This window comes from Alistipes sp. UBA1686 (assembly GCF_002320215.1).
GTDB lineage: Bacteria > Bacteroidota > Bacteroidia > Bacteroidales > Rikenellaceae > Alistipes > Alistipes onderdonkii.
In genome coordinates, this window is sequence record NZ_DCKA01000011.1 from 64727 (window position 1) to 87912 (window position 23186).

Below are 23186 nucleotides of genomic sequence, written 5' to 3' on the forward strand. Positions count from 1 at the left end.
CGAACCCGCACAAAAAAGGCTGGAAACGTGTGTTTCCAGCCTTTTAAGCTCAGGATTAAATCTTTACAGAATCAACCGCACTTCGAATAACCGCACGACATGCACGTAAGACAGCCATTCTGGTAGGCCATATTCTCCTGTCCGCAGCTCGGGCACTTGCCTTTCGACTTGGTGCCGTCGACGATATACTGCTTCAGGGCGCGGCAGACGCCCGTCTTCCACGTGTTGATCGACTCGCTGTTCAGGTGGAGCGATTCGATCAGCGAGACAGTCTTTTCGATCGGCATACCGTGGCGCAGGACACCCGAGATCAGTTTGGCATAGTTCCAGAACTCCTCGTCGAACAGACGCGAGATACCGCCGATGGTATTCGTATAGCCGTAGCGGTCAGTATACTGGAAGTCGTAACGCTTGGTGCCGTCCTCCTCGCGTACCTTTATAATATAGCCCTTGTCGATCTTGCGGGGGATATACATGGCATCCTCCTCGATCTTACCGGTGAAGACCTCGTAGGGGCGACCGTCCTGCAGACCCACGAAGGCGATCCAGTCCTCGGTGCCGTTCTTGAAACGCACGATGTCGGCCGGGATCGACTTGGGACGCTTGGGCACCTGTCCGGGATGCTCCTCGCACTTCTGCTTCTTTTTGGAGCCCTTTTCGAGCAGCACACCGTCGCGGCAGCCATCGCGGTAAACCGTGACGCCCTTGCAGCCGCATTCCCAGGCCGTGCGGTAAACCTGCGCTACGAGCCCCTCCGAAACATTGTTCGGCAGGTTGACGGTCACCGAGATCGAGTGGTCGACCCATTTCTGGATCGCACCCTGCATCTTGACCTTGGCCACCCAGTCGATGTCGTTGGCCGTAGCCCCGTGGTAGGGCGAAGCGGCCACCCACTCCCCGAGCTCCTCGTCGGAGATCGTCGCGAGCTTCGACGTGTCGTATCCGTTCGCCTCGAGCCACTTCACGAAGTTGTGGTGGTAGACGTTGTATTCCTGGAACTTTTCGCCCGTTTCATCCTCATAGTCCACATGCGTGTCCTTGTCGGAGGGGTTGATCTTGCGGCGGCGTTTGTAGACCGTGCGGAACACCGGCTCGATGCCCGACGTGGTCTGCGACATGAGCGACGTGGTACCCGTGGGGGCGATGGTCAGCATGGCGATGTTGCGGCGGCCGACCTTCTCCATCTCGGCGTAGAGTTCCGGATCGGCCTCGCGGATGCGGGCGATCATCGGATTGTCCTTCTCCTTGGCTGCGTCGTAGACCGGGAAGGCACCGCGCTCGGCGGCCATCTTCACCGAAGCCCGGTAAGCCTCGACAGCCAGCGTCTTCTGCACCTCGACGGCGAATGCGATCGCCTCCTCGGAACCGTATACCAGTCCCAGTGCGGCGAGCATGTCGCCTTCGGCCGTGATGCCGAGGCCCGTACGGCGGCCCTTCTGCGCCATGCCGAGGATCTTCTTCCACAGCTCCAGTTCCACGCGGCGCACGTCCTCGTCCTCGGGGTCGGCGGCGATCTTCCCGATGATCTGCTCGACTTTTTCCAGTTCGAGGTCGATGATGTCGTCCATCATGCGCATGGCCATGGCCACGTGCGACCGGAACTTATCGAAATTGAACTTCGCATCCTTCTTGAACGGGTTGTCCACATAGCTCAGCAGATTGAGCGCCAGCAGGCGGCACGAATCGTAGGGGCAGAGCGGGATCTCGCCGCAGGGGTTGGTCGAAACCGTCACGAAGCCCTCGTCGGCATAGCAGTCGGGCACGCTTTCGCGGATGATCGTATCCCAGAACAGCACGCCCGGCTCGGCCGACTTCCAGGCATTGTGGATGATCTTGTCCCAGAGCTTCCGGGCGTCGATATCCTGCTCGTATCGGGGGTTGTCCGAATTGATCGGGAATTGCTGGTGGTATTTCTTGCCGGCGATGACGGCACGCATGAACTCGTCGTCGATCTTGATCGAAACGTTGGCGCCCGTGACCTTGCCCGTGTCGACCTTGGCGTCGATGAAACGCTCGGCATCGGGGTGCTTGATCGACAGCGAGAGCATCAGCGCACCGCGGCGGCCGTCCTGCGCCACCTCGCGCGTCGAGTTGGAATAGCGCTCCATGAAAGGCACGATACCCGTCGACGTGAGCGCCGAGTTGAGCACCGGGCTGCCCGTGGGACGGATGTGCGAGAGGTCGTGCCCCACGCCCCCGCGGCGCTTCATCAGTTGCACCTGCTCCTCGTCCATGCGGAAGATGCCGCCGTAGGAGTCGGCCGGATGCTTGTGCCCGATCACGAAACAGTTCGAGAGCGAGGCCACCTGGAAATTGTTGCCGATACCCGTCATCGGGCCACCCTGGGGGATCACATACCGGAAATGATCCAGCAGGCCGAAGACCTCCTCGCGCGACATCGGATTGGGATACTTGCGCTCGATGCGCTCGATCTCGGCTGCGATACGCTCGTGCATCTGTCGGGGTGACGTTTCATAGATATTGCCGAAAGAGTCTTTCAGGGCATATTTGCTGACCCATACCGTCGCGGCAAGGTCGTCCCCGTCGAAATACTTTTTCGACTCGGCAACCGCATCGTTGTAATCGACTTTTTGCGGCGCTTCGGGTTTTACGGCTTTAGACATAACTGTTATTGCTTTTATTTCAGATTTTTAGCGTCGATCCGGGCGAAACCCGGTTCTACAAAATTCATTCTTTTCTATGGAATAACCCAATGCACGGCACCAAACTTATCCACAAATTATTTACAAAAAGGCAAAACATGCGCCCCACATTTATGGGGCGCACATTTGCTGCGGACGGGATGTCCGGCAACGGCTATTTCGCCGCGACGGCGTCGATCTCGACCAGCGCCCCCATCGGGAGTGCGGCGACCTGGTAGCATACGCGCGCGGGCATTCCCGAGGTGAAGAACCCGGCGTAAACGGCATTCATCGCGGCAAAGTCGCCGATGTCCTGCAACAGGACGGTCGTCTTGGCCACGTCGCCGAGCGTATAGCCGGCCTCTTCGAGGATATGGCGCAGGTTGGTGAGCGACTGCCGCGTCTGGGCCTCGATGCCTTCGGCCATCTTTTGGGTCGCTCCGTCGATGGGGAGCTGTCCCGAAACATAGAGCGTGCCGCCGGCCTCCACGGCCTGCGAATAAGGGCCCACGGCCTTGGGGGCGTGGGGCGATGCGATAATCTTCTTCATAGCGGGGTGTTTTTCAAATTCCACACAAAGATAAGATATATTCCGTATATTTGCACAACACATTTAAGAATATGCTATGAAGATTTTGCTGAGAATCGCAGTTATCGCAGCCGTAGCGGCACTCGCCGCGGGTTGCTGCAAATGCCGTTCCTACCAGAAGAAAAACCGCCGGCCGCTCGTCGGCACCGAATGGCAGCTCATACAGTTGGACGGCAGGGCCGTCAAACCCGAAGAGGGCAAGTTCTATGTGATGTTCCTCGCCGAAGAGAACCGCTTTGCGGGGGTCGGGGCCTGCAACCGCCTGATGGGCAAATACGAAACCACCGACAAGGGCGCGCTCAGGATCGGGCCGATCGCCTCGACGATGATGGCCTGCCCGGGCATGGAACAGGAGGACGCCTTCACCAAGGCGCTCGAAGCCACCACGCATTACGACATGGACGGGCCGATGCTGCTGCTGCTCGGCGACGGCGAGCTGAAAGCCGTATTCCAGGCCAAACCCTGAAACAGCGGTCGGAGAAAATCGGAAACAGGGGCCGGTTCAAATGAACCGGCCCCTGCCGTAACAAGATGCATCCGCCGCCTATTTCAGGTGCGGGTTCAGGCCGCGCCACTTTTCGACGGGCGGGATGATCCCCATCGAGATCACCTCGTCGCGCAGTTTGCAGAGGTGCCCGTAGCTGTCGGCAAGAGCCTTGTTCTCCTCGGCCGTACCCTGCACGTTTTTGTAGCTGATACCGTCCTTCGTGATTTCGGTCTCCATCGCCATCAGGATATGCTTGAACCGGTCGTTGTGTACGAACACGCCGGCCGGATAGCCGAACGGCCTGCCGCCCATCGCCGCGGCAATCATGCAGATCGACAGGTAGGCCGGGCTCTGGAACGACGAACGTCCGCGCAGGTCGATGATGTGCTTGCCGCCCTGGATCACCCGCTGTTGCAGGTCGTGCCAGTCGCCTTCGGGCATCTCGCGGCCGATCAGCTCCGACAGGGGGCGTCCGGCAACGAGCGTCGTCGAAGCGAAGACCGCCATCTGCTCGCCGTGGCCGCCGTAGGTGCGGCAGTTGCGGATCTCGTCGGGCGAAATCCTGAAATATTTGGCCAGTTCGCTCCGCAGGCGCGTGGAGTCCAGCGCCGCGAGGGTCGAAAGCTGCGACGGGCGGATACCCGCATAGATGAGCGTCACCAGCCCCGTGATGTCGGCCGGGTTGAAGACCACAACGACGTGTTTCACGTCGGGGCAGTAAGCCTTGATGTCCTTGCCGAACTGTGCGGCGATCTCGGCATTGCCCTTGAGCAGGTCTTCGCGCGTCATGCCGGCCTTGCGGGCCGCGCCGCCCGACGAAACGACATAGGCCGCTCCCGAGAGCGCCTCCTTGACATCGCTCGTCCAGGTGATGTTCACCCCTTCGAACGCACAGTGGTAAAGCTCCTCGGCCACGCCCTCGAGCGCCGGAGCATAGGGATCGTAAAGGCAGATGTTGGGCGTAAGGCGCATCATCAGCGCCGTCTGGGCCATGTTCGAGCCGATCATGCCGGCCGCGCCCACGATCGTGAGCTTGTCGTTTGTCAGAAATTCCATATGAGAAATATTTTACATTGGTACAATCCTGTACCCGGGTCTTGCTTGCAAAAAAACGGGCGACAGTTCCGGCCGTATTCCGGCATATGTCGTGCCGCAACCGGGGATGCCCCGGAGTGCGCCCCGGCCGCAGGTCATTCGACCTCGCGGCGGTTCAGCAGGGCGTGCGTGATGGTCAGCTCGTCGACATATTCCAGTTCGTCACCGAAGCCGATGCCGCGGGCAATGGAGGTGACTTTCAATTCCGGGAACTGCCGGAGGCGGTTCATCAGGTAGAAGAGCGTGGTTTCGCCCTCGACCGAGGTGGAGATGGCGAGGATCACCTCCTTCACGCCGCCGCGGGCGATGCGTTCGGTCAGCAGGTCGATCTTCAGGTCGGAGGGCGAAATACCCTGCATGGGCGAAATAACGCCGCCCAGCACATGGTACAACCCCTTGTACTGCCGCGTGTTCTCGACCGACAGCACGTCGGCCACCTGTTCGACGACGCAGATCGTCGTATGGTCGCGCTCGTCGTCGGCGCAGATCGGGCAGACTTCCTCGTCGGAGAGGTTGTTGCACTGCGTGCAATATTTGACCTCGTTGCGGAAACGGTCGATGCTTTCCGTCATTTCGGCGACCGATTCGCGCTCCATCCGAAGGATGTGGATGGCCAGGCGCAGTGCCGTACGGCGCCCTATGCCCGGGAGTTTCGACAGCTCGCCGACAACGTCCTGTAAAAGCCTCGACATTCAGATGATTTCGATTTTGCGTCCTTCGACCCAACCTTTCTTGCCGTCGGCGATCACGACCTCGCACCACCCGTCGAGGCGGTCGGTGATCGTCACGACCGTACCCTCGTGCAGCACGAAGAGGTCGGTCGACGACTTGTCGGGCGAGCTCTTCACCGCCGTGGAGGCGGTCATCACCACGGCCGAGGTGTCGTCGAGCATCTCACGGCGTTCCCCCACGGCGAACCACGTGGTCAGCATGAACAGCAGCGCCGCGACGACCGTGCCGTAGAAACCCGCCTTGCGCAGCGAAATGCGCTGTGCCAGCAGGTAGACCAGAAACAGCCCCAGCATACAGGCCAGCAATGCGAGCGAAAGCAGGCTCCACGCCGTGCATCCCATCATGTGGCGGATGTCGCGCATCCACGTGACGAAGAAGAACTCGGGGATATCCTCGATGTTGTCTTTGGTGCGGGTCTCGGCGACCCTGAGGTTGTAACGGATGTCGTCGTTGCCCGGCGCAAGGCGCAACGCCCGGTTGTAATAGAGGATGGCCTTGCCGATACGGTCGTCCTTGAAATAGGCATTGCCCAGGTTATAATAGAGTTTCATGGAGCTCACCCCGCGCGAAAGCAACTCTTCGTAGGTATCGGCGGCCGCATGGAAATCGCCGTTGATATAGGCCGTATTGGCTTTGTTCCACAACTGCTCCGCAGTCTGCTCCCCGGAGGCCTGCGCCTCGGCAGGGGCTTCCCGGGAAACCCGTTGCAAGCTGTCGGCAGGCTCCTGCGCAAAGGATACCGCGGCCAGGGCCAGCGACAACAGAAAACACAAGATCATTCGTTTCATGGCGTTCTTATCTTTTTATCACCGCTTCGATCCGGGAAATGATGTCCACGCCCTCGGCGTACACCTCGCTCATCTGTGCCGATGCAGCAGGCGAATACTGCGCCTCGTCGCACTTGGTGATGATGGACGTGAAGCGCTGCGACTCCTCGGCCGACACGCCGCGCTTGTGCAGCTCCTCGCGGACGTTCTCCTTGGTGAGGTTGGCCACCGGGATGTTGAACTTGTCGCCCATGTATCCCCACAGAGCCCGGAGCATCTCCTCATAGAAGGCATGGCGGTTCTGCTCCTCCATATAGCGTTTAGCGACCCGGAAACGCTGCACGGCGACCTTGTTGGCACGCTTTCCGCGCACCAGTGCGGCGTTCTGCGACTCGCGGATCTGCTTGCGCAGCGCCACGTAGACCGCCGTGAAGAAGGCCAGGATTCCGAAGAGTAGCACCCAGTAGACCGCACCGAAAAGGAACGGCTCGCGTACCGGGCGCAACTGCGCGTTGCCCAGCTTGATGAAACGGATGTCCTGGCCGAGCATCTTGACCTCCTCCTTGGACATGCCGCGTCCCTGCACGACATAGGCGTCGCCTCCGCCGCCCTTGGCATCGGGCGTGATCTCCAGTTCGAGCGGACGCGAGCGCAGCGTCATGTACTGCATGCGCGCCGGATCGAAATAGCTGAATTCGACGGGCTCGACTTCGTACGTGCCTTCGGCGCGTGCGATAAAGGGGTATTCGAACTGGCGGTAGCCGGAAATCCCGGCCGCCGAGGCGTTGATCGACTCGGTCGTCTTGACGTTATACTGCTCGAACGAGGCGGGCAGCGTCAGCTTGGGTGCCTGCACGAACGTGAGGTTGCCCGTACCGGAGATCTTCACCGTATAGGTCGCCGCAGAATTGGCTGCCAGCCGGTCGGGCGGCAGCACCGCATCCATCGCAAAACTGCCTACGGCGCCGCTGAAGCTGGCAGGAGCGCCCGCCGGCAGCGGTTTGACCGTGACGTTTATCCGCGGGCTCTGCACCTTGCGGGGCACGTTCACGAAATCGTGCCCGCCCCCGAAGAAGGGGTCGAGGCTGCGGCGGCTCTGGATGACAATCTGCGCCACGGCGGTGATCTCGGCAGGCTCGATGACGAGCGTACCGGCCTGCTGCGGATAGAGCAGGTACTCCTTGGCCACGAGCGTCTCGTAGACTTTTCCGTTGAAGGTTTCGCGTTCGCGGCGGGCGTTCTCCGTATTGAGTTCCTGGGCCCAGAAGCCGTTGAACGAAGGGAATTTCACCTCGTTATACCCCACTACCGGAACCCGTTCGTAAAGCTTGAAGGTCACGCGCAGCGGCTCGCCTTTGAAAACCGAAGTCCGCGACACGATGGCCCGCAACAGGATGTCGTCCTTGGCGACCCGACTCTGCGCCGCACTCTCGGAGGAGGCTTCCTCGCGGCGCTGCGGCTGCCCGCCGGCGGCGGAACCGCCGCCTCCCGGCGCCTTGCCCTCATCCACCACCTCGATCGCCAGCGGCTTGGTACGGTAGGTAGTCCCCTCGACCGTCACCTCGGCCGCACCGACGGTGACGTTCCCAGCGCCCTGCGGCACGAGCACGTAGGTGATCGTGTAGTTGATAACCCGCGTCATCGAATTGTTCACGATCTGGATCGACTGTCCCTGCGCTTCGGCCGGGCCGGCGATCACGTCGAACCCTTCGAACGAAGGAGCTTTGAACGAGCCCGGCTCGGGCTGCGCGTTCAGTGCGAACTCCACGCGGAACGGCTCGCCGACAGCGACCGTCAGCGGAGAATTAGCCTCAAAAGTGACCTTCTCGGCAGCCGATGCCGAGAAGATCGCCAGCACGAAGAGTGCCGTCAGGGATATTTTCGCAATGAAATCTCTCATTGAGCTTTACAATAAAACCTTCTTTCAGATTTTACAACGTAAACTTTTGCCCGTTAGTATATCCGCGGGCCGGTTTTTAATGCTTGAAATCGGCAAAAAAATCGTTGCCTTTGTCATCGACGATGATGAACGCCGGGAAATCCTCGACGTAGATCTTGCGGACGGCCTCCATACCCAGCTCGGGGAAGTCCACGACCTCGACCGATTTGATGGAGTTCTTGGCCAGGATCGCCGCCGGGCCGCCGATCGAACCGAGGTAAAAACCGCCGTACTTCTTGCAGGCGTCGGTCACCTGCTGCGTGCGGTTGCCCTTTGCCACCATCACCAGCGAACCGCCCAGCGACTGGAACAGGTCGACGTAGGGATCCATACGCCCGGCCGTCGTGGGGCCGAACGATCCCGAGGCCATGCCGTCCGGGGTCTTGGCAGGCCCGGCATAGTATACCGGATGTTTCTTGAAATATTCGGGCATCGGCTTGCCCTCGTCGATCATCTTCTTGATGCGCGCATGGGCAATGTCGCGGGCCACGATGAGCGTGCCTTTCAGGTTCAGACGCGTCTTGATCGGGTATTTCGAAAGGATTTCACGCACCTTGTCCATGCCTTCGTCGAGGTCGATGTCCACGGCGGGCGACATGTTGGGCGCCTCCTTGGGCAGGAAACGCGCGGGATTCTTCTCCAGCTGCTCGAGGAAGATGCCCTCCGGGGTGATCTTGGCCTTGATGTTACGGTCTGCCGAGCAGCTCACGCCGATGGCCACGGGGCACGAAGCCGCATGGCGCGGGGCGCGGATCACGCGCACGTCGTGCACGAGGTATTTGCCGCCGAACTGGGCGCCGACACCGCTCTGCTGGCAGATCTTGAGCACCTTCTCCTCCCACTCCAGGTCGCGGAAGCAGCGGCCGCCCTCGTTACCCGAGGTGGGCAGCTCGTCGAGATAGCCGGCCGAAGCCTTCTTCACGGTCGAGAGGCACATCTCGGCCGACGTACCGCCGATGCAGATGGCCAGGTGATAGGGCGGGCAGGCCGACGTACCGAGGTCGAAAATATGGGTCTTGATGAAATCGGTCAGCGATTTCTCGTTCAGCAGCGCCTTGGTCTGCTGGTAGAGGAAGGTCTTGTTGGCCGAACCGCCGCCCTTGGTAATGAAGAGGAATTCATACTCCATGCCGGGGTGGCCGCCATAAATGTCGATCTGCGCCGGGAGGTTCGTACCGGAATTCTTCTCCTCGGTCATCGTGAAAGGCACGACCTGCGAATAGCGCAGGTTGCGGTCTTTGTAAGTCTCGTGCACGCCTTTGGCAATGCATTTCGCATCGTCGGAGCCCGTATAGACGTCCTCGCCCTTGTGGCCGATGCAGATGGCCGTGCCGGTGTCCTGGCACGTGGGGAGTTCGCCCCCGGCCGCAACGACCTGGTTGAGCAGCATGGTGTAAGCCACGAACTTGTCGTTGTCGGTGGCCTCGGGATCATCGAGGATGTTGCGCAACTTCTGCAGGTGGGCGGCGCGCAGGTAGAACGACACGTCGCTGTAAGCGGCTTTGGACAAGAGTTCGAGGCCTGCGGGGTCGACCTTGAGGATCTTGCGGCCGTCGCACTCGACGACTTTCACATAATCCTTCGTCAGCAGACGGTACTGGGTTTTGTCTTCCCCGACGGGGAACGGCTCCTGATAAATGAAATCAGCCATAATCGTGATATGTTTTGTGTTTGTTAATGTCCGTTTGTCCCGTGCCCGGCATGCAGCGCGGCGCTTTTCCGCAGGCAGCCCCTGCAGCCGGGAGGCATCCTGCGCCGCTCTGCCGCCCGCAATCAACCGCATGCAGGCCGCACCGGGCATACCCTGCCCGCACACCGGGGCTTAAGGCCATGCAAAAATACAAAAAACTATCCGGATTGCACAACAATTTGCCGCCGGCTGTTATTATTTTCACAAAAAGAGAATAAAATAGCCGGATCGGACGCAATTAATTAGAATTTTTATTAAATTTGTGCAGTTTTTCGAGACAAACAATTCACTGCATAAATTAAATTATTATGGTATCGTACAAAGAATTGGGCCTTGTGAACACCCGTGAGATGTTCGCAAAAGCCATCAAGGGCGGTTATGCCATCCCGGCATTCAACTTCAACAACATGGAGCAGATGCAGGCCATCATCTCGGCTTGCGTGGAGGCTTCGTCGCCGGTCATCCTCCAGGTTTCGTCGGGCGCACGCAAATACGCCAACCAGACGCTGCTGCGCTACATGGCACAGGGCGCCGTCGAGTATGCCAAGGAGCTGGGCAAAAACATTCCCATCTGCCTGCACCTCGACCACGGCAACTCGTTCGAGTTGTGCAAGAGCTGCATCGACATGGGCTTTTCGTCGGTGATGATCGACGGTTCGCACCTGCCCTACGACGAAAACGTAGCCCTCACCAAGCAGGTCGTAGACTACGCACACCAGTTCGACGTAACGGTCGAGGGTGAGCTGGGCGTGCTGGCCGGCGTGGAGGACGAGGTTTCGGCCGAGCACCACACCTATACCGACCCCGCTGACGTGATCGACTTCGTTTCAAAGACCGGCGTAGACTCGCTGGCCATCTCAATCGGCACGTCGCACGGCGCCAACAAGTTCAAGCCCGAGCAGTGCACCCGCAACGCCGAGGGCATCCTCGTTCCGCCCGAACTGCGTTTCGACATCTTGGCCGAGATCGAGAAGAAGCTTCCCGGCTTCCCCATCGTGCTGCACGGATCGTCGTCCGTACCGCAGGAGTACGTGAAGATCATCAACACGCACGGCGGTGCGCTCAAGGATGCCGTAGGTATTCCCGAGGAGCAGCTTCGCCGCGCCGCCAAGAGCGCAGTCTGCAAGATCAACATCGACTCGGACGGCCGTCTGGCCATGACCGCAGCCATCCGCAAGATCTTCGTAGACCAACCCGCAGAGTTCGACCCCCGCAAATACCTGGGCCCAGCCCGCGACGAGCTGAAGAAGCTCTACATGCACAAATGCGAAAGCGTCCTGGGTTCGGCCGGACAGGCTTAATCCGAAATTCCCGACAGAAAAATCCCGGACCCATCGCGGTGCGGGATTAAAGAGATGTAACGACTTGATTTATCGGGTCGTTACATTTTTGTATAGGATAATAGGTAACGAAAAGGCAACGGTTTATTTTCAGTTAATTGCACGAAAATACCGCATTTCAAATAACCTATTGCAAGATACGAAAAATTTTTGGAATTGGCAAATAGTCAAGAGTTGTTAGATGCAACCTGTTTCTTTTACAATTTCTGAAGTGTATTGTCCAAAATCGAACCTCCGTATTTGTGATTTTTGTTATATGTTTTATGATTACTATTACCACTTTAGAATGCATATTTGAATATAAACTGAGTTCCTTTCTCCTGTACAGATTCCTGTTCCAAGAAAAAAGAGTTCAGACGTATCTTGTTTTCTTGAAGGATATGTCTGGGAATCTTCCTGATAGATATTGGTGTAAGGGGCAGAACGAAAACTCCAAAAGGGAGAAAAGAGATGAAACGATTGTAAAGTAGATAGTTAGGAGAGAACGGTCAAATTTCGGCTGCGTAATTTACCGTAATTTCAGTGCAGGAATTTCAAGGCGAAACGCCCCAATTCAATGCGTAACCGCAATATTCAGTGGTAATTCACCACAAAGACGAGCCCGCACGACCATTTAAACGTGGTTTGTGCGGGCTTTAATAGTATAGACCGACTGTCCCCTATTTAAGCGAGTTCAGGCGCAGCGACGCCTTGATAAAAGCAAGCGCCCGGATGCGGTTGACGTGTATCTCCATCGGTTTGTGGTGCTCGTTATAGCTGACCAGCACGATGCGATCCGGTGTATCTGATTTTTGCAGGTATTTCACCGAAACGTACTCGTCTCCGTCGATGTCGAACGAAATCAGATACATTTCACCCCATATAATGCTGTACATGATGTCATGTACCTGCTTGTAAAATACGATGTCACCGCTTTTCAGCAGCGGGTACATCGAATCCCCTACGATGCGCAGTCCTCCGTCGCATTTGGGGATCAGTGTCGTCTCCATGACCTCGACGATCGACTGGCTATATTGGTCTGCAAACAGCGGAACAAGACCAGCGACGGCCTCCATGTCATATATAGGTATCTGCTGGCGGTCAATCAGACGATCGGTTCGCAACTTGAAAACCTTATCTACGGTAACATCGGCGACATTCTTCTCGAAACTTTCCTCCTCTTTCGGGTATTCGTTATTCCCTAACCTTTTTTGGAGCTTTGGAAAGTTAGGCTTTTGGTTAGGGATTTTGTTAGGGTTTGAATCCCTAACCTTTTCCGGAGTTTTCGTAGTAAAAATTTCTCCCCGACTTGTTCTGCCTGATCCTGATATAAAAGGGCAAAGGGTGACGTTTTGTGGAGTTTTGGTTTGTCACCCTTTCCGTCCCCTAAAATGTCACCTTTTGAAAAGGTGACGTTTTTTGGAGTTTTGGAATAGATTTTTAATGATTGGGTATTCTGTAATTTGTAGGGATTTTCCGGAGTTTTGGAAACCCTACATTTCACCCTACAAATTTCCCTACATTTTCTTTGTAGGGATTTTTTGGAATTTTGGAACGCAAAATAATACCGCCCGCCGAAAATATCGACGGGCGGCCACTGTCCAGATTTCGCAGTCTTCGGGGAGCGGGTTAGGATACTTTTCTAACCCGTGTTCGCGCGGGAGCTTTCCGAACCCTGCGGGGGTTCTTCATCCTCTCGGCCTTTCGCGCTTCCATGTCCGCCCTGCGTTCGGCTTTCAACTGTTTGAGGTATGCGGCATATTCGGGGTCTTCGCGCAACCATTTCAAATAGGTCGGATATCCGATGTGGAACATCTCGTGAATCTGCGTGCGCCATACCCACCGATGATTACGATCCTGCCGTCCCGGTTCATAATGCGCTTTTGTCACCTCTACGGCTTGTTTCACCTTTTCGAGGTAGTTCTTGTTGTTGTATGCCATAATACACGAAATTTAGCGGGTTTAAAGGTCCTTTAAACGGATGCGCTGACAATCGCGCCGATGCCCTTGCCGCGGATCGGCAACGCCACGAACCGTTTGTCGAAACCTACGATCGTCGCACGCTCTTTGGGGTCGTTCTCCGTGGCGTACATGTGTATATCGCCGTCGGCTTTCATCACCTCCTTTGCGTAGAACGCGAACGAGGCGAACCGGTCACCCTCCGCGGCTGCGGCCCCGAATGCGACCTTTTTCAGCACGCCGTCCATCATGCGGTACGTCGGCATGCGTGAGAACGCGTAACAGCCGAATCCGGCGAATTTCAGCGGCTCGCCGTCCTTGATGCTCGTCAAATCCTTGAAGAGTTTGAGATCTTCGAGCAGCAGGTCGGAAACGTGCTTCGGATGCAACACGATATAACGGTCATCGAGCGGTACGTCCACATCGTCGAAACGCTCTTTCAGCGCGAGGATGTCCGCAAACCGCAACCGCTTGCGGCCCGTGATGCTTTCGCCCGTCGTGATAATTACGGGAGTGTTTTCGGTATCTTCCGCCGGGGCATAAGCGTGCGCGGCTTTCGTCGCCACACTTGCCCGGAGCGTCGAACGGTGCTGGCCGATAACGCTTTCGAGTTTGTCGTAGCTGTACTCCAGCGCTTCGGGGCGGCGGACGATGGTGTTTTCGGTCTCGAACTTGTCGAGCCGGATTTCGTTGTCCTCGTCATCACGCCCGATCACCGAGATAGGATAGGTCGTATTATTGACCAAAACCTTTGGGTCGATGCCTGCCGATGTAATGTGCAGGCGGTTGTGATCCACGAACTGCGAATAGTCCGTCGCCTTTTGCAGGAAACTGTCGTCGGGGTAGAAACCCTCTTTTACCTGGTCTATCCAGACCTCTCTGTTTAATGCCATAAATATTGTATTTGTAATTGATTGTTAGTTACTTGTTTTTGCGTTCGCGAGCAAGCAGCCGCTCGTATTGGTCGGGATGCTGTGCCAGGTATTCGGGGTCGTGCTTACGGTAATAGGCTAAGTTGTGGTACGGTTCACGTTCTTCCCCGTATTCCTTTTCCCGCAGGCGGGCGTATAACTCCGGATCATCGCTCAATGCCTGCGGATCATATTTGCGGTACTCTTTCAGTCCCCAGTTGGCCCGGTTGGTCATGTCGTTGCGGTTCGGGCTGAAGAAAGCCGCAAACGACACCTTTTCAGGCATGATTTCGAGGACCTCCTTCAGAGCCTTGACACCTAACTGTTTGCCGATATGCTCGAATACACCACGGTCGGGCATACCGAACTTGCCGAGATTGACGGCTTGTTTCAACTCCTTGTCTATATTCGCCGCTGCGGCCTGCTCCTTGTCCTGCATGAATTTGCGGAATGCCGATTTGTCAGTCCGCGCCATGTGTTTCAGCAGCATGAGCTGCGACGAATCGACATACCCCAGCCGCAGGGCCTTTTCTGTGTCGGGTTCCGCCGGGCCTGCATTACCGGATAGGGCTGTGACAGTTTCGACGATCTCCCCATCCGTAGATGTTGCAGGCAGTTTCAGTACCTCGATCAACTGCGTGCGCAGGTCTTTGTCCCCGTCGGTCGATTCTTTAAGGCTCAATACGATAAGCCCCCTTTTGTCGAACAGTTTGACGGCGTTCCGATTGGACGGGATATCGACGATCGACACCTCGGTCAGTTCGCAGTCCGTTACGGTGTCTACGCCGTCGATCCTCTCGTAATTGAGAACAGACAGGCCGATAGACGCCGAGCGCAGAAAGCCGCCGTCTACACGCTCTTTAACCTCTTTTCCAAGCGGATTATTTTCGTCGAAGACAGCATCGGCAATCAATTGCGTACCCTCGGCCCGGATGTTGTCCCAGCGGCCTATAACGCCTTTTTCCCGTTCGTGCATATAGAGCATCACGGGATTCTTTTTAAAGCGTTCCGTGCGGATGCCCTTTGTCTGAATGACAAAGCCGTCCGCGTTGACGCTTTCGTCGGAGATGATAAATGTGTATGCCATGTAAAAGTATTTGGATAGCACAAATATCCTTCATATATGCGCCATGGCAAAAAATTGTTTATAACCTATATACAAATTATTTTCAACCCTTGGCAATCCGATTTTTTGATAAACTTTGTATTTTATTCCGTTTCTTTTACTATATTTGCATATCCTAAACAATAATAGTTATGCTTTTCTCACAAACAAATCACAGAACTACAACGGCTTATGGTGTGGGTAGTGGAAACGCCCCAGCGCTTATAACTATTATTGGCGTAGGACACCTAACGGCCGTTTCTTTTAACCTCCTAAACAATAATAGTTATGTTTGCCTATCAACGAGATGCCGCACAAGTTGCGCAGTTTGCTAATCAGTACAATTTCGACGAACTGATCGAATGCCTAACCGACTACATCGACCCGAAAGTGGCCGCTAAACATTTGAAACTGATTTATTTCACACTTACAGAGTATATTTTGAGCGACACCGAAAATATGGGCCGTTCGGATGTTGCGGAAGCTATGGTGACTCTGCGGTGGTTGCACGAGGCGATAGAAACAATGACAAACGGCGATGACCGTGCTATTAAAATTGTTCCTTACCATATTCCCGTTGTAAAATGGTGAGACTAAACCCAATTTATTGCAAGTATAACGAACTTGCAATGACATTCCAAACAAAGACCCTTTAAACTCGGTTTAAAGGGTCTCTTATTTTTGCCACTTTTTTGTCGATATTTCAAGGCTGAACTTTGAAATTTCCTGTTTTTGGACTGGAGTTTTCGAAATGCCGATAATAACCAACGAGTATAAAAGATTATCTGAAAGCCGTGTCAAAAGATGTTAATTAATCCTTTTTTTGACAAATTTCGGGCAAAAGTGAATGAATGCGCACCACAAAAACGGGCGGCAGAATGCCTGCCGCCCGTAAAGTATTGGGTTTCGCGTCACTGCTCGGCGATTATTACCGCCGTGGGAACGCTTCGCTCCCGTAGCGCGACGTCCTGCGCAGTCGTACCGGGCGTGTCGCTGGGCATGTTGAGCACCCGTCCCTCCCGGCCCACGAAGGTCGAGGAGCCGCCGCCGTCGAGATTGATCGCTTCGACACATCCCAGCGAGATCATTTTGTCGGCCAGTTCGGGCAGTGTCATACCGGCGCTGCCCCGCTTGTTGCGTCCGTCGCAGACCACGATGACCAGTTTCCCGTCCTCCGTGGCGCCGATGGCCGTCCGGGGATGCCGCGCAAGCCCCTGCAGACCTCCGCAGTCGAAAATCTCTTTCCAGTAGTTCTCCTCGGCCACGTTCCGGCCCCCGTGGACCAGCATCGGGCCGCCGCCGATGGCGTTGTAGGGCTGCCAGCGGCGTCCGCCCGCCGTGTGCGAGGTCGGTGGCGCCGGCATGAACGTCATGGTCTTCTCGTTGTTGCCGAGCGCGGACGGGAAAGCATAGGGACAGTTGTCGTCGTCGGCCACGCAATAGACCCAGGCCGCCTCGAAACTTCCGTCGCGCAGCTGCCCCAAAGCGGCCCGCACGGGGAAGAAATGCGTGTAAGGATTTGTGGACCATATCCAATCCTCCTGCACGGCGAGCGATCGGACCACACCCCGGTCGATGAGCAGGCTAACCGAAGTCGTACCGCCGAAGAAACCCCCGTTGACGGCCAAATACGGCGTACCGTCTCCCGATTCGGCGAATGCCGAGAAATAGGCCGTCGGCTTCTTCGCTGCGGAGAACTGCGGACGGAACCGCAGGTTCGGATTCGCCTTGAAATCGACGATGGCGTAGAAGCCCAGGCACTTCGAGCCGTTCGCAAGTTCCTGCGTAAACTCATCGACCGTAAGACCCTTCGGATAACCGGGCAGACCTTCCGGATTTTCTTCGCCGCCGTCGCCGCCCGGATCGTCCCCTTCAGAGAGAGCCGGAGGAGTCTGGTGCTCCTTCTCGCTGCATTGTACGCAGGTGCAGCACAACAGAAGGGCTACCAACAGCATATAACCGAGATTTTTCATGTGCATCATACAAATGTTTATTCATTTCATGGAAGCAAAGATAATTAATTTACGGTAACATAAAACTCTTCAGCGTAAATATTTTTACTTTGTATGATGTTTTGAATAATTTTATTAATTTTGCCATCAAAGCAATCGATCGCTCACCCAAACCCTGCCCGATATGAAAATACCGAGATTTATTGCCTGCCTTACGGCGCTGCTCTGCATGGCCGCTGGCTGCCGCTCTGAGGACGATGCCGCCGTCCGCGCACTGGCCCGGCGGATCATTCCCGAGCACGAAAAACAGTTCCGCTTCGAGCGTCTTACCGATACGACCGAGTGTTTCGAACTGGAATCCCGCGGCTCAAAGATCGTCGTGCGCGGCAACAGCTCCGCCTCGATTGCCGTGGGACTGAACCATTACCTGAAGAATTACTGCCTGACGACCGTCTCGTGGCATGCCTGCAATCCCGTGGAGATGCCTGCCGTGCTACCGCGGATCGACGAAAAAGTCCGCGTCGAATCCCGCGCACGGGAGCGTTTCTTCCTCAATTACTGCACGTTCGGGTACACCATGCCGTGGTGGGGATGGACCGAATGGGAACGCTTCATCGACTGGATGGCGCTTCAGGGCGTAACCATGCCGCTGGCCATCACGGGGCAGGAAGCCGTCTGGCAGCGGGTATGGACCCGGCTCGGACTTTCGGACGAAGAGGTCCGCGCCTACTTCACCGGTCCGGCCCACCTGCCCTGGCACCGCATGTCGAACATCGACCGCTGGCAGGGTCCGCTGCCCAAGGAGTGGATCGACGGCCAGCTGGCGTTGCAGCAGCGTATTCTGGCGCGCGAACGCGAACTGGGGATGAAACCCGTGCTGCCGGCCTTCGCGGGACACGTTCCGCAGGAGCTCAAAAGACTCCATCCCGATGCCCGGATCACACGCGTGAGCTACTGGGGCGGCTTCGACGATCGATACCGGTGCAGTTTCCTCGACCCGATGGACCCGCTTTTCGCGGTCATCCAGCGGGAGTTCCTCACCGAACAGACCCGTCTGTTCGGCACGGGCCATATCTACGGCGCCGATCCGTTCAACGAGATCGACGCCCCGACGTGGGATCCTGAAACGCTCGCCGGAATGTCGCGCCACATCTACGAGTCGATGGCGGAGGTCGATCCCGAGGCGGTGTGGCTCCAGATGGGTTGGCTCTTCTATGCCGATCCGACGCACTGGACCGCGGAGAACATCCGCGCCTTCCTCGGCGCCGTGCCGCAGGACCGGCTGCTGATGCTGGATTACTTCTGCGAATTCACAGAGATCTGGAAGCAGACCGAAAAATTCCACGGCCAGCCTTACTTGTGGTGCTACCTCGGCAATTTCGGGGGCAACACGATGCTATCGGGCAATTTCCATACCGTGAGTGCCCGCATGGAGGACGCTTTCGCCCATGGCGGCGACAACCTGCGCGGCGTGGGCTCGACGCTCGAAGGCTTCGGCGTTAACCAGTTCATGTACGAATTCGTGCTGGACAAAGCGTGGAACACGGGCATTGCGGACGACGAGTGGATCGCACGCCTGGCCGACCGCCGCACGGGATTCCGCGACCCCGCGGCCCGCACCGGCTGGCGGACGCTCTGCGACAGCGTCTACACGCTGCCCGCGCAGACCGGACAGTCTCCGCTGACCAATGCGCATCCCGCGCTGGAGGGTAACTGGCACTGGACCACCAAGCCCACGACGGGCTACCGTTTCCCGACCTTGTGGCGGGTTTGGGAAGAGCTGCTCGCTGTGGACAGCGAACGCGACACCTACCGTTTCGACGTAGTGAACATCGGCCGGCAGGTGCTGGGCGACTACTTCCTGATAGAACGCGACCGTTTCGCCGCGGCCTATGCGCAGCACGATCGGAAGGCGATGGACGCCGCCGCCCGACGCATGACCGGATTGCTTGCGGACATCAACCTGCTCACGGCCTGCCACCCCGAGTTTTCGCTCGAGCGGTGGATCGCCGCGGCGCGCGGCTTCGGCAGCGACAACGCTTCGAAAGATTACTACGAAACCAACGCCCGCATGCTCATCTCGGTTTGGGGCGACAGTTACCACCTTACCGATTACGCCAGCCGCACATGGTCCGGAATGATTTCGACCTACTACGCTCCCCGCTGGCGGCTCTTCATCGAACGCGTGATGGAGGCGGCCCGCACGGGCCGGATGTTCGATCATGAGGCTTTCGACCGCGAAATCCGCGACTTCGAATGCCGATGGGCCGACGCCTCCCACCCGCTTACTTTCCCCGAAGCGGGAGACGCCGTGCGGACGGCGCGCGAACTGGCCTCGAAATACAAACCGCTGTTCGACGCCGAGCGGTAGGGCGTCGTACCTATTTATATAAAACCCCGGACTTTTTCGTTCAGTCCGGGAGTTTTCCGTTCGCAGAGGGCCGCTTCTCAGAACAGCCCCAGCGACTTGCTGCGCGCCAGTATGCAGGCGCCCATCACTCCAGCGCGTTCGCCCAGGGTCGAGAGGCGTATCTGCGTATCCTTGTTGACCAGCATCAGCGAGTATTTGTTGATGGCGTTGCGCACGGGCAGCATCAGGTACTCCTTGGCCACCGAAAGCGTACCGCCGATAACGATCACCTCCGGATTGAACATGTTGATAAGCCCCGCGATGGCCTTGCCGAGCGTGTGCCCCACCGACTCCAGAATCTCGATGGCCAGCACATCCTCCTTCAGCAGCGCGGCCAGAATATCATTCAGCGTGATCTCCTCGCCTTTTTTGTATTTCTCGGAAAGCATCGACACGCGTCCCTCCTTGAGTTTCTCCAGAAAAATCCGGTGCATGGCCGAACCGGAAGCCCCCGTCTCAAGACAGCCGCGTTTGCCGCAGCGGCAGATGATCTCGTTGTCGAGCAGCGGAAAATGGCCGAATTCGCCCGAAAAGCCCGACTTGCCGTAAAATATCTTGCCGTCGATGATCATCCCCAACCCCAGTCCCCAGCTGGCGTTAATGTAGAGCATCGTCTTCTCGGAGTGGGCGTCGCCGTACATATATTCGCCGTAAGTGGCGGCACGGGTGTCGTTCTCGATGTAGACCGTCGTGCCGAGACGCTCTTCGAGCAGCATCGTCAGCGGCTGTTCCTCGACGAAGAAATAGCTGTAACTGTATCCGGTCTGCGAATTGACGCGGCCCGAAATATTCACCCCGACGGCCAGCACCTTGTCGCGGGCGATCTTGCGCGCACGGATGAAATTCTGAATCACGTCGCAAAGACGGTCCAGCGAACGGGGATCGTTGTCCATCAGAAAATCGACCGTCGTTTCATCGATCAGCTGTCCCTTGAAATTGATGACGGCCATCATGACCGAATCCTTGCGCAGATCGACGCCGACGAAATACCCGGCATAGGGATTCAGGCCGTAGATATTCGGCCGTCGTCCGCCGGCCGTCCCCTGCTCGCCGAAATTGTGCACGAAACCCTCGTCGATCAGCTCCCCGATGAGTTTGGTCACGGTCGGCACGCTCAGATTCACGGCCTTGCTCAGATCGGTGATGCTCGCATCGCCGCCGAGAATGTACTGACAGATAATCTGCTGTTTGAGAATAGCAGCCTTGTTGCCTTCCGTGGCCAGCTTGAGGAACGAATTGGTCATTTCGTCGGGGTGTTTGATTTACGTCTTTACGATTGGGTAAAGATAAAAATAAATAGCGAGTCGGGCAAACATTCTGCGGAAAATGCGCCCCGAGCCGCGAATTTATAACGAATGTCGCCATGCGGACCGTTCATTCGCAGAAACTTTACGATCGTACCCCGATCGGCCGCCGCCCTTCCTGCGAACGAGCTCCACCTGCAAAATAAACATATTTGTGACAAAAACCGCTGTTGAATAAATTTTATCACCAAAACCGCTTGTGATAATAATTTTTATTATTACATTTGCTCGTGATTTAACGCCGCCTTTATTATAACCAAACCGCCATGCAGATCAAAGGAACCTTTCTGGACGAAATCAGCCACGACATTCCCCACCAGAACTGGGGCGAAAAGGAGTGGGACGCCGATTTCGGACACATGCACCGGGCCGGTATCGAGCACGTGATACTCATCCGCTGCGGCTACCGCCGCTGGCAGACCTTCTCCTCGCAGGTGCTCACCTCGGAGGAACGCTGTTACGAACCGCCCGCGGACCTGGTCGGGATGTTCCTGCGCCTGAGCGAAAAGTGGGGCATGAAATTCTGGTTCGGGCTCTACGACTCGGGCAAATACTGGGCATCCGGGGATTATCTGCACGAGGTGGAGCTCAACTGCCGCCTGATCGACGAGGTGTGGGCCCGTTACGGGCATCACGCCGCTTTTGGCGGATGGTACATCTCGCAGGAGTGCAGCCGCAACACGGGCAAAATCATCGACCTCTACGCCCGGCTGGGCCGTCACTGCAAAGCCGTCTCGGGCGGACTGCCGACGCTGATTTCCCCCTACATCGACGGCAGCAAGAACATCAGCCAGTACACCGACCGGACCACGCGCACGGGCGGCGTCACGGCCGAGAGCCACGAGGCGGAGTGGGACGCCATTTTCCGGGGGATTCAGGGCGCGGTGGACATCGTGGCCTTTCAGGACGGGCACGTCGAATACGACGAGCTTCCGGAATTCCTCCGCATCAACAAGCGGCTGGCCGACCGCTACGGCCTGGAGTGCTGGACCAACACCGAGACCTTCGACCGCGACATGCCGATCAAGTTCCTGCCGATCAAGTGGGAGAAGCTGCGTCTGAAGTTGCGGATGGCCGAGGAGGCGGGTATCGATCAGGCCATCACCTTCGAATTCTCGCATTTCATGTCCCCGCAGTCGGCCTACCTGCAGGCGGGGCACCTCTACGACCGATACCTCGAATACTTAAATACTTCGAAGAAATGAAAAAAACGCTGTTCCGCGGCCTGCTCGGCGCCGCACTGACGATACTTGTCTGCCTGCCCGCCGCATCGCGCGGCAAAGGTCCGAAGAAGACGCGCGAATTCACGGATGCGGATTTCCGCACCGAAAAGATCCTCGAAGCCCTCCCCATCCGCGCCACGTTCCTCGACGAGGTGAGCTGGGACATTCCCCATCAGAACTGGGGCGTGAAGGAGTGGGACGCCGACTTCAAGGCCATGAAGCAGATGGGAATCAACACCGTCGTGCTGATCCGCGCCGGGCTCGGCAGCTGGATCGCGGCGCCGTTCGATTGCCTGCTCCGGACCGGAAAGGTCAAGTATCCGCCCGTGGATCTGGTGGAGATGTTCCTCGCGCTGTCCGACAAGTACGGAATGGATTTCTGGTTCGGGACCTACGACTCGTGCTACCACTGGCACGTGGGAGAGTATGAGAAGGAGATCGAACTGAACATGCAGCTCATCGACGAGGTGTGGGCCAAATACGGCCACCACAAATCGTTCCGGGGCTGGTACCTCTCGCAGGAGATCAGCCGCCGCACCCGCAACGTATCGAAGATATACGCCGCGATGGGCCGGCACGCCAAGGAGATATCGGGCGGGCTGAAGACGATGATCTCGCCCTACATCCACGGCGTCAAGACCGATCAGGTGATGGCCGGCGACAAGGCGATCACCGTCGAGGAGCACCGCCGCGAGTGGGACGCGATTCTGAGCGACATCGCCGGAGCCGTGGACATCCTCGCTTTCCAGGACGGACAGGTCGATTACGACGAACTCTACGACTACCTGGTGGTCAACCGCGAGCTGGCCGAACGCTACGGCATGGAGTGCTGGACCAACGTCGAATCGTTCGACCGCGACATGCCCATCCGTTTCCTGCCGATCAAATGGGAGAAACTCCTCTTCAAGCTCGACGCCGCACGGCGCGCCGGGATGCAGAATGTCATCACGTTCGAATTCTCGCACTTCATGAGCCCCAATTCGTCCTACACCCAAGCGGGACACCTCTACAACCGCTATATGGAATACATGAACTATCTCCAACACAAAAAATAAAGAACCT

19 protein-coding genes are annotated in these 23186 nt (G+C 57.1%); 6 read left to right on the forward strand and 13 right to left on the reverse strand.

All coding sequences use genetic code 11. The features are described 5' to 3' along the window. Positions 1–71: 71 nt before the first annotated feature. Entirely contained in the window at positions 72–2624 is a 2553-nt protein-coding gene (locus tag B3C38_RS04010) for an adenosylcobalamin-dependent ribonucleoside-diphosphate reductase (protein ID WP_286725584.1), read from the reverse strand. Between the two features lie 193 nt (positions 2625–2817). Further along, positions 2818–3192, reverse strand: coding sequence for a RidA family protein (locus B3C38_RS04015; RefSeq protein ID WP_055210647.1), 375 nt, complete (start codon positions 3190–3192; stop codon positions 2818–2820). 76 nt (positions 3193–3268) lie between these two features. Between B3C38_RS04015 and B3C38_RS04020 the strand changes: the two genes are divergently transcribed. After that, positions 3269–3697, forward strand: coding sequence for an META domain-containing protein (locus B3C38_RS04020; RefSeq protein ID WP_117507603.1), 429 nt, complete (start codon positions 3269–3271; stop codon positions 3695–3697). 78 nt (positions 3698–3775) lie between these two features. Here the strand turns inward: B3C38_RS04020 and B3C38_RS04025 are convergent, their stop codons facing one another. The 5 genes from B3C38_RS04025 to B3C38_RS04045 all read right to left on the reverse strand — a co-directional run bounded on the left by B3C38_RS04025 (position 3776) and on the right by B3C38_RS04045 (position 9902). Next, entirely contained in the window at positions 3776–4774 is a 999-nt protein-coding gene (locus B3C38_RS04025) for a malate dehydrogenase (RefSeq protein WP_022333864.1), read from the reverse strand. A 134-nt stretch (positions 4775–4908) separates the two neighbouring features. After that, positions 4909–5505, reverse strand: coding sequence for a recombination mediator RecR (gene recR / locus B3C38_RS04030; protein ID WP_276656067.1), 597 nt, complete (start codon positions 5503–5505; stop codon positions 4909–4911). Continuing rightward, positions 5506–6333 carry an SH3 domain-containing protein gene (locus B3C38_RS04035; RefSeq protein ID WP_237957456.1) on the reverse strand — a complete coding sequence of 276 codons (828 nt, stop codon included), beginning with the start codon at positions 6331–6333 and terminating at the stop codon, positions 5506–5508. A 7-nt stretch (positions 6334–6340) separates the two neighbouring features. Beyond that, on the reverse strand, positions 6341–8212 hold the full coding sequence (locus tag B3C38_RS04040; protein ID WP_286725592.1) for a BatD family protein: 1872 nt from the start codon (positions 8210–8212) through the stop codon (positions 6341–6343). A 76-nt stretch (positions 8213–8288) separates the two neighbouring features. Next, positions 8289–9902, reverse strand: a complete 1614-nt coding sequence (locus B3C38_RS04045) for a fumarate hydratase (protein ID WP_286725595.1) — start codon at positions 9900–9902, stop codon at positions 8289–8291. A gap of 347 nt (positions 9903–10249) precedes the next feature. On the opposite strand from B3C38_RS04045, the gene B3C38_RS04050 reads away from it, so the two are divergent. Then, complete coding sequence (locus B3C38_RS04050) at positions 10250–11242, forward strand: class II fructose-bisphosphate aldolase (RefSeq protein ID WP_018696169.1); 993 nt, start codon at positions 10250–10252, stop codon at positions 11240–11242. Positions 11243–11940: 698 nt separating this feature from the next. On the opposite strand, the gene B3C38_RS04055 is transcribed toward B3C38_RS04050, so the two are convergent. The 4 genes from B3C38_RS04055 to B3C38_RS04070 form a co-directional block, all read right to left on the reverse strand. Beyond that, positions 11941–12336: a S24 family peptidase gene (locus B3C38_RS04055; protein WP_286725598.1), complete on the reverse strand. Its 396-nt coding sequence runs from the start codon at positions 12334–12336 to the stop codon at positions 11941–11943. Between the two features lie 553 nt (positions 12337–12889). After that, positions 12890–13201, reverse strand: coding sequence for a hypothetical protein (locus B3C38_RS04060; RefSeq protein WP_286725600.1), 312 nt, complete (start codon positions 13199–13201; stop codon positions 12890–12892). A gap of 32 nt (positions 13202–13233) precedes the next feature. Next, positions 13234–14112 (reverse strand): hypothetical protein, encoded by an 879-nt coding sequence (locus B3C38_RS04065; RefSeq protein ID WP_286725603.1) that lies wholly within the window; start codon positions 14110–14112, stop codon positions 13234–13236. A gap of 28 nt (positions 14113–14140) precedes the next feature. Beyond that, on the reverse strand, positions 14141–15217 hold the full coding sequence (locus B3C38_RS04070; RefSeq protein ID WP_286725605.1) for an HK97 family phage prohead protease: 1077 nt from the start codon (positions 15215–15217) through the stop codon (positions 14141–14143). A gap of 306 nt (positions 15218–15523) precedes the next feature. Between B3C38_RS04070 and B3C38_RS04075 the strand changes: the two genes are divergently transcribed. After that, positions 15524–15826, forward strand: a complete 303-nt coding sequence (locus B3C38_RS04075) for a hypothetical protein (protein WP_286725607.1) — start codon at positions 15524–15526, stop codon at positions 15824–15826. A 320-nt stretch (positions 15827–16146) separates the two neighbouring features. Here the strand turns inward: B3C38_RS04075 and B3C38_RS04080 are convergent, their stop codons facing one another. Continuing rightward, entirely contained in the window at positions 16147–17208 is a 1062-nt protein-coding gene (locus B3C38_RS04080) for a phosphodiester glycosidase family protein (RefSeq protein ID WP_229092093.1), read from the reverse strand. A 208-nt stretch (positions 17209–17416) separates the two neighbouring features. On the opposite strand from B3C38_RS04080, the gene B3C38_RS04085 reads away from it, so the two are divergent. After that, positions 17417–19558, forward strand: a complete 2142-nt coding sequence (locus tag B3C38_RS04085; protein ID WP_168949295.1) for an alpha-N-acetylglucosaminidase — start codon at positions 17417–17419, stop codon at positions 19556–19558. A 77-nt stretch (positions 19559–19635) separates the two neighbouring features. Here the strand turns inward: B3C38_RS04085 and B3C38_RS04090 are convergent, their stop codons facing one another. Next, on the reverse strand, positions 19636–20841 hold the full coding sequence (locus tag B3C38_RS04090) for an ROK family transcriptional regulator (protein ID WP_286725610.1): 1206 nt from the start codon (positions 20839–20841) through the stop codon (positions 19636–19638). A 326-nt stretch (positions 20842–21167) separates the two neighbouring features. On the opposite strand from B3C38_RS04090, the gene B3C38_RS04095 reads away from it, so the two are divergent. Continuing rightward, on the forward strand, positions 21168–22106 hold the full coding sequence (locus B3C38_RS04095; protein ID WP_015547686.1) for a DUF4434 domain-containing protein: 939 nt from the start codon (positions 21168–21170) through the stop codon (positions 22104–22106). Beyond that, positions 22103–23179 carry a DUF4434 domain-containing protein gene (locus tag B3C38_RS04100; protein WP_019149386.1) on the forward strand — a complete coding sequence of 359 codons (1077 nt, stop codon included), beginning with the start codon at positions 22103–22105 and terminating at the stop codon, positions 23177–23179. Before B3C38_RS04095 ends, B3C38_RS04100 begins: the two co-directional genes overlap by 4 nt. The last annotated feature ends 7 nt before the right edge of the window (positions 23180–23186 follow it).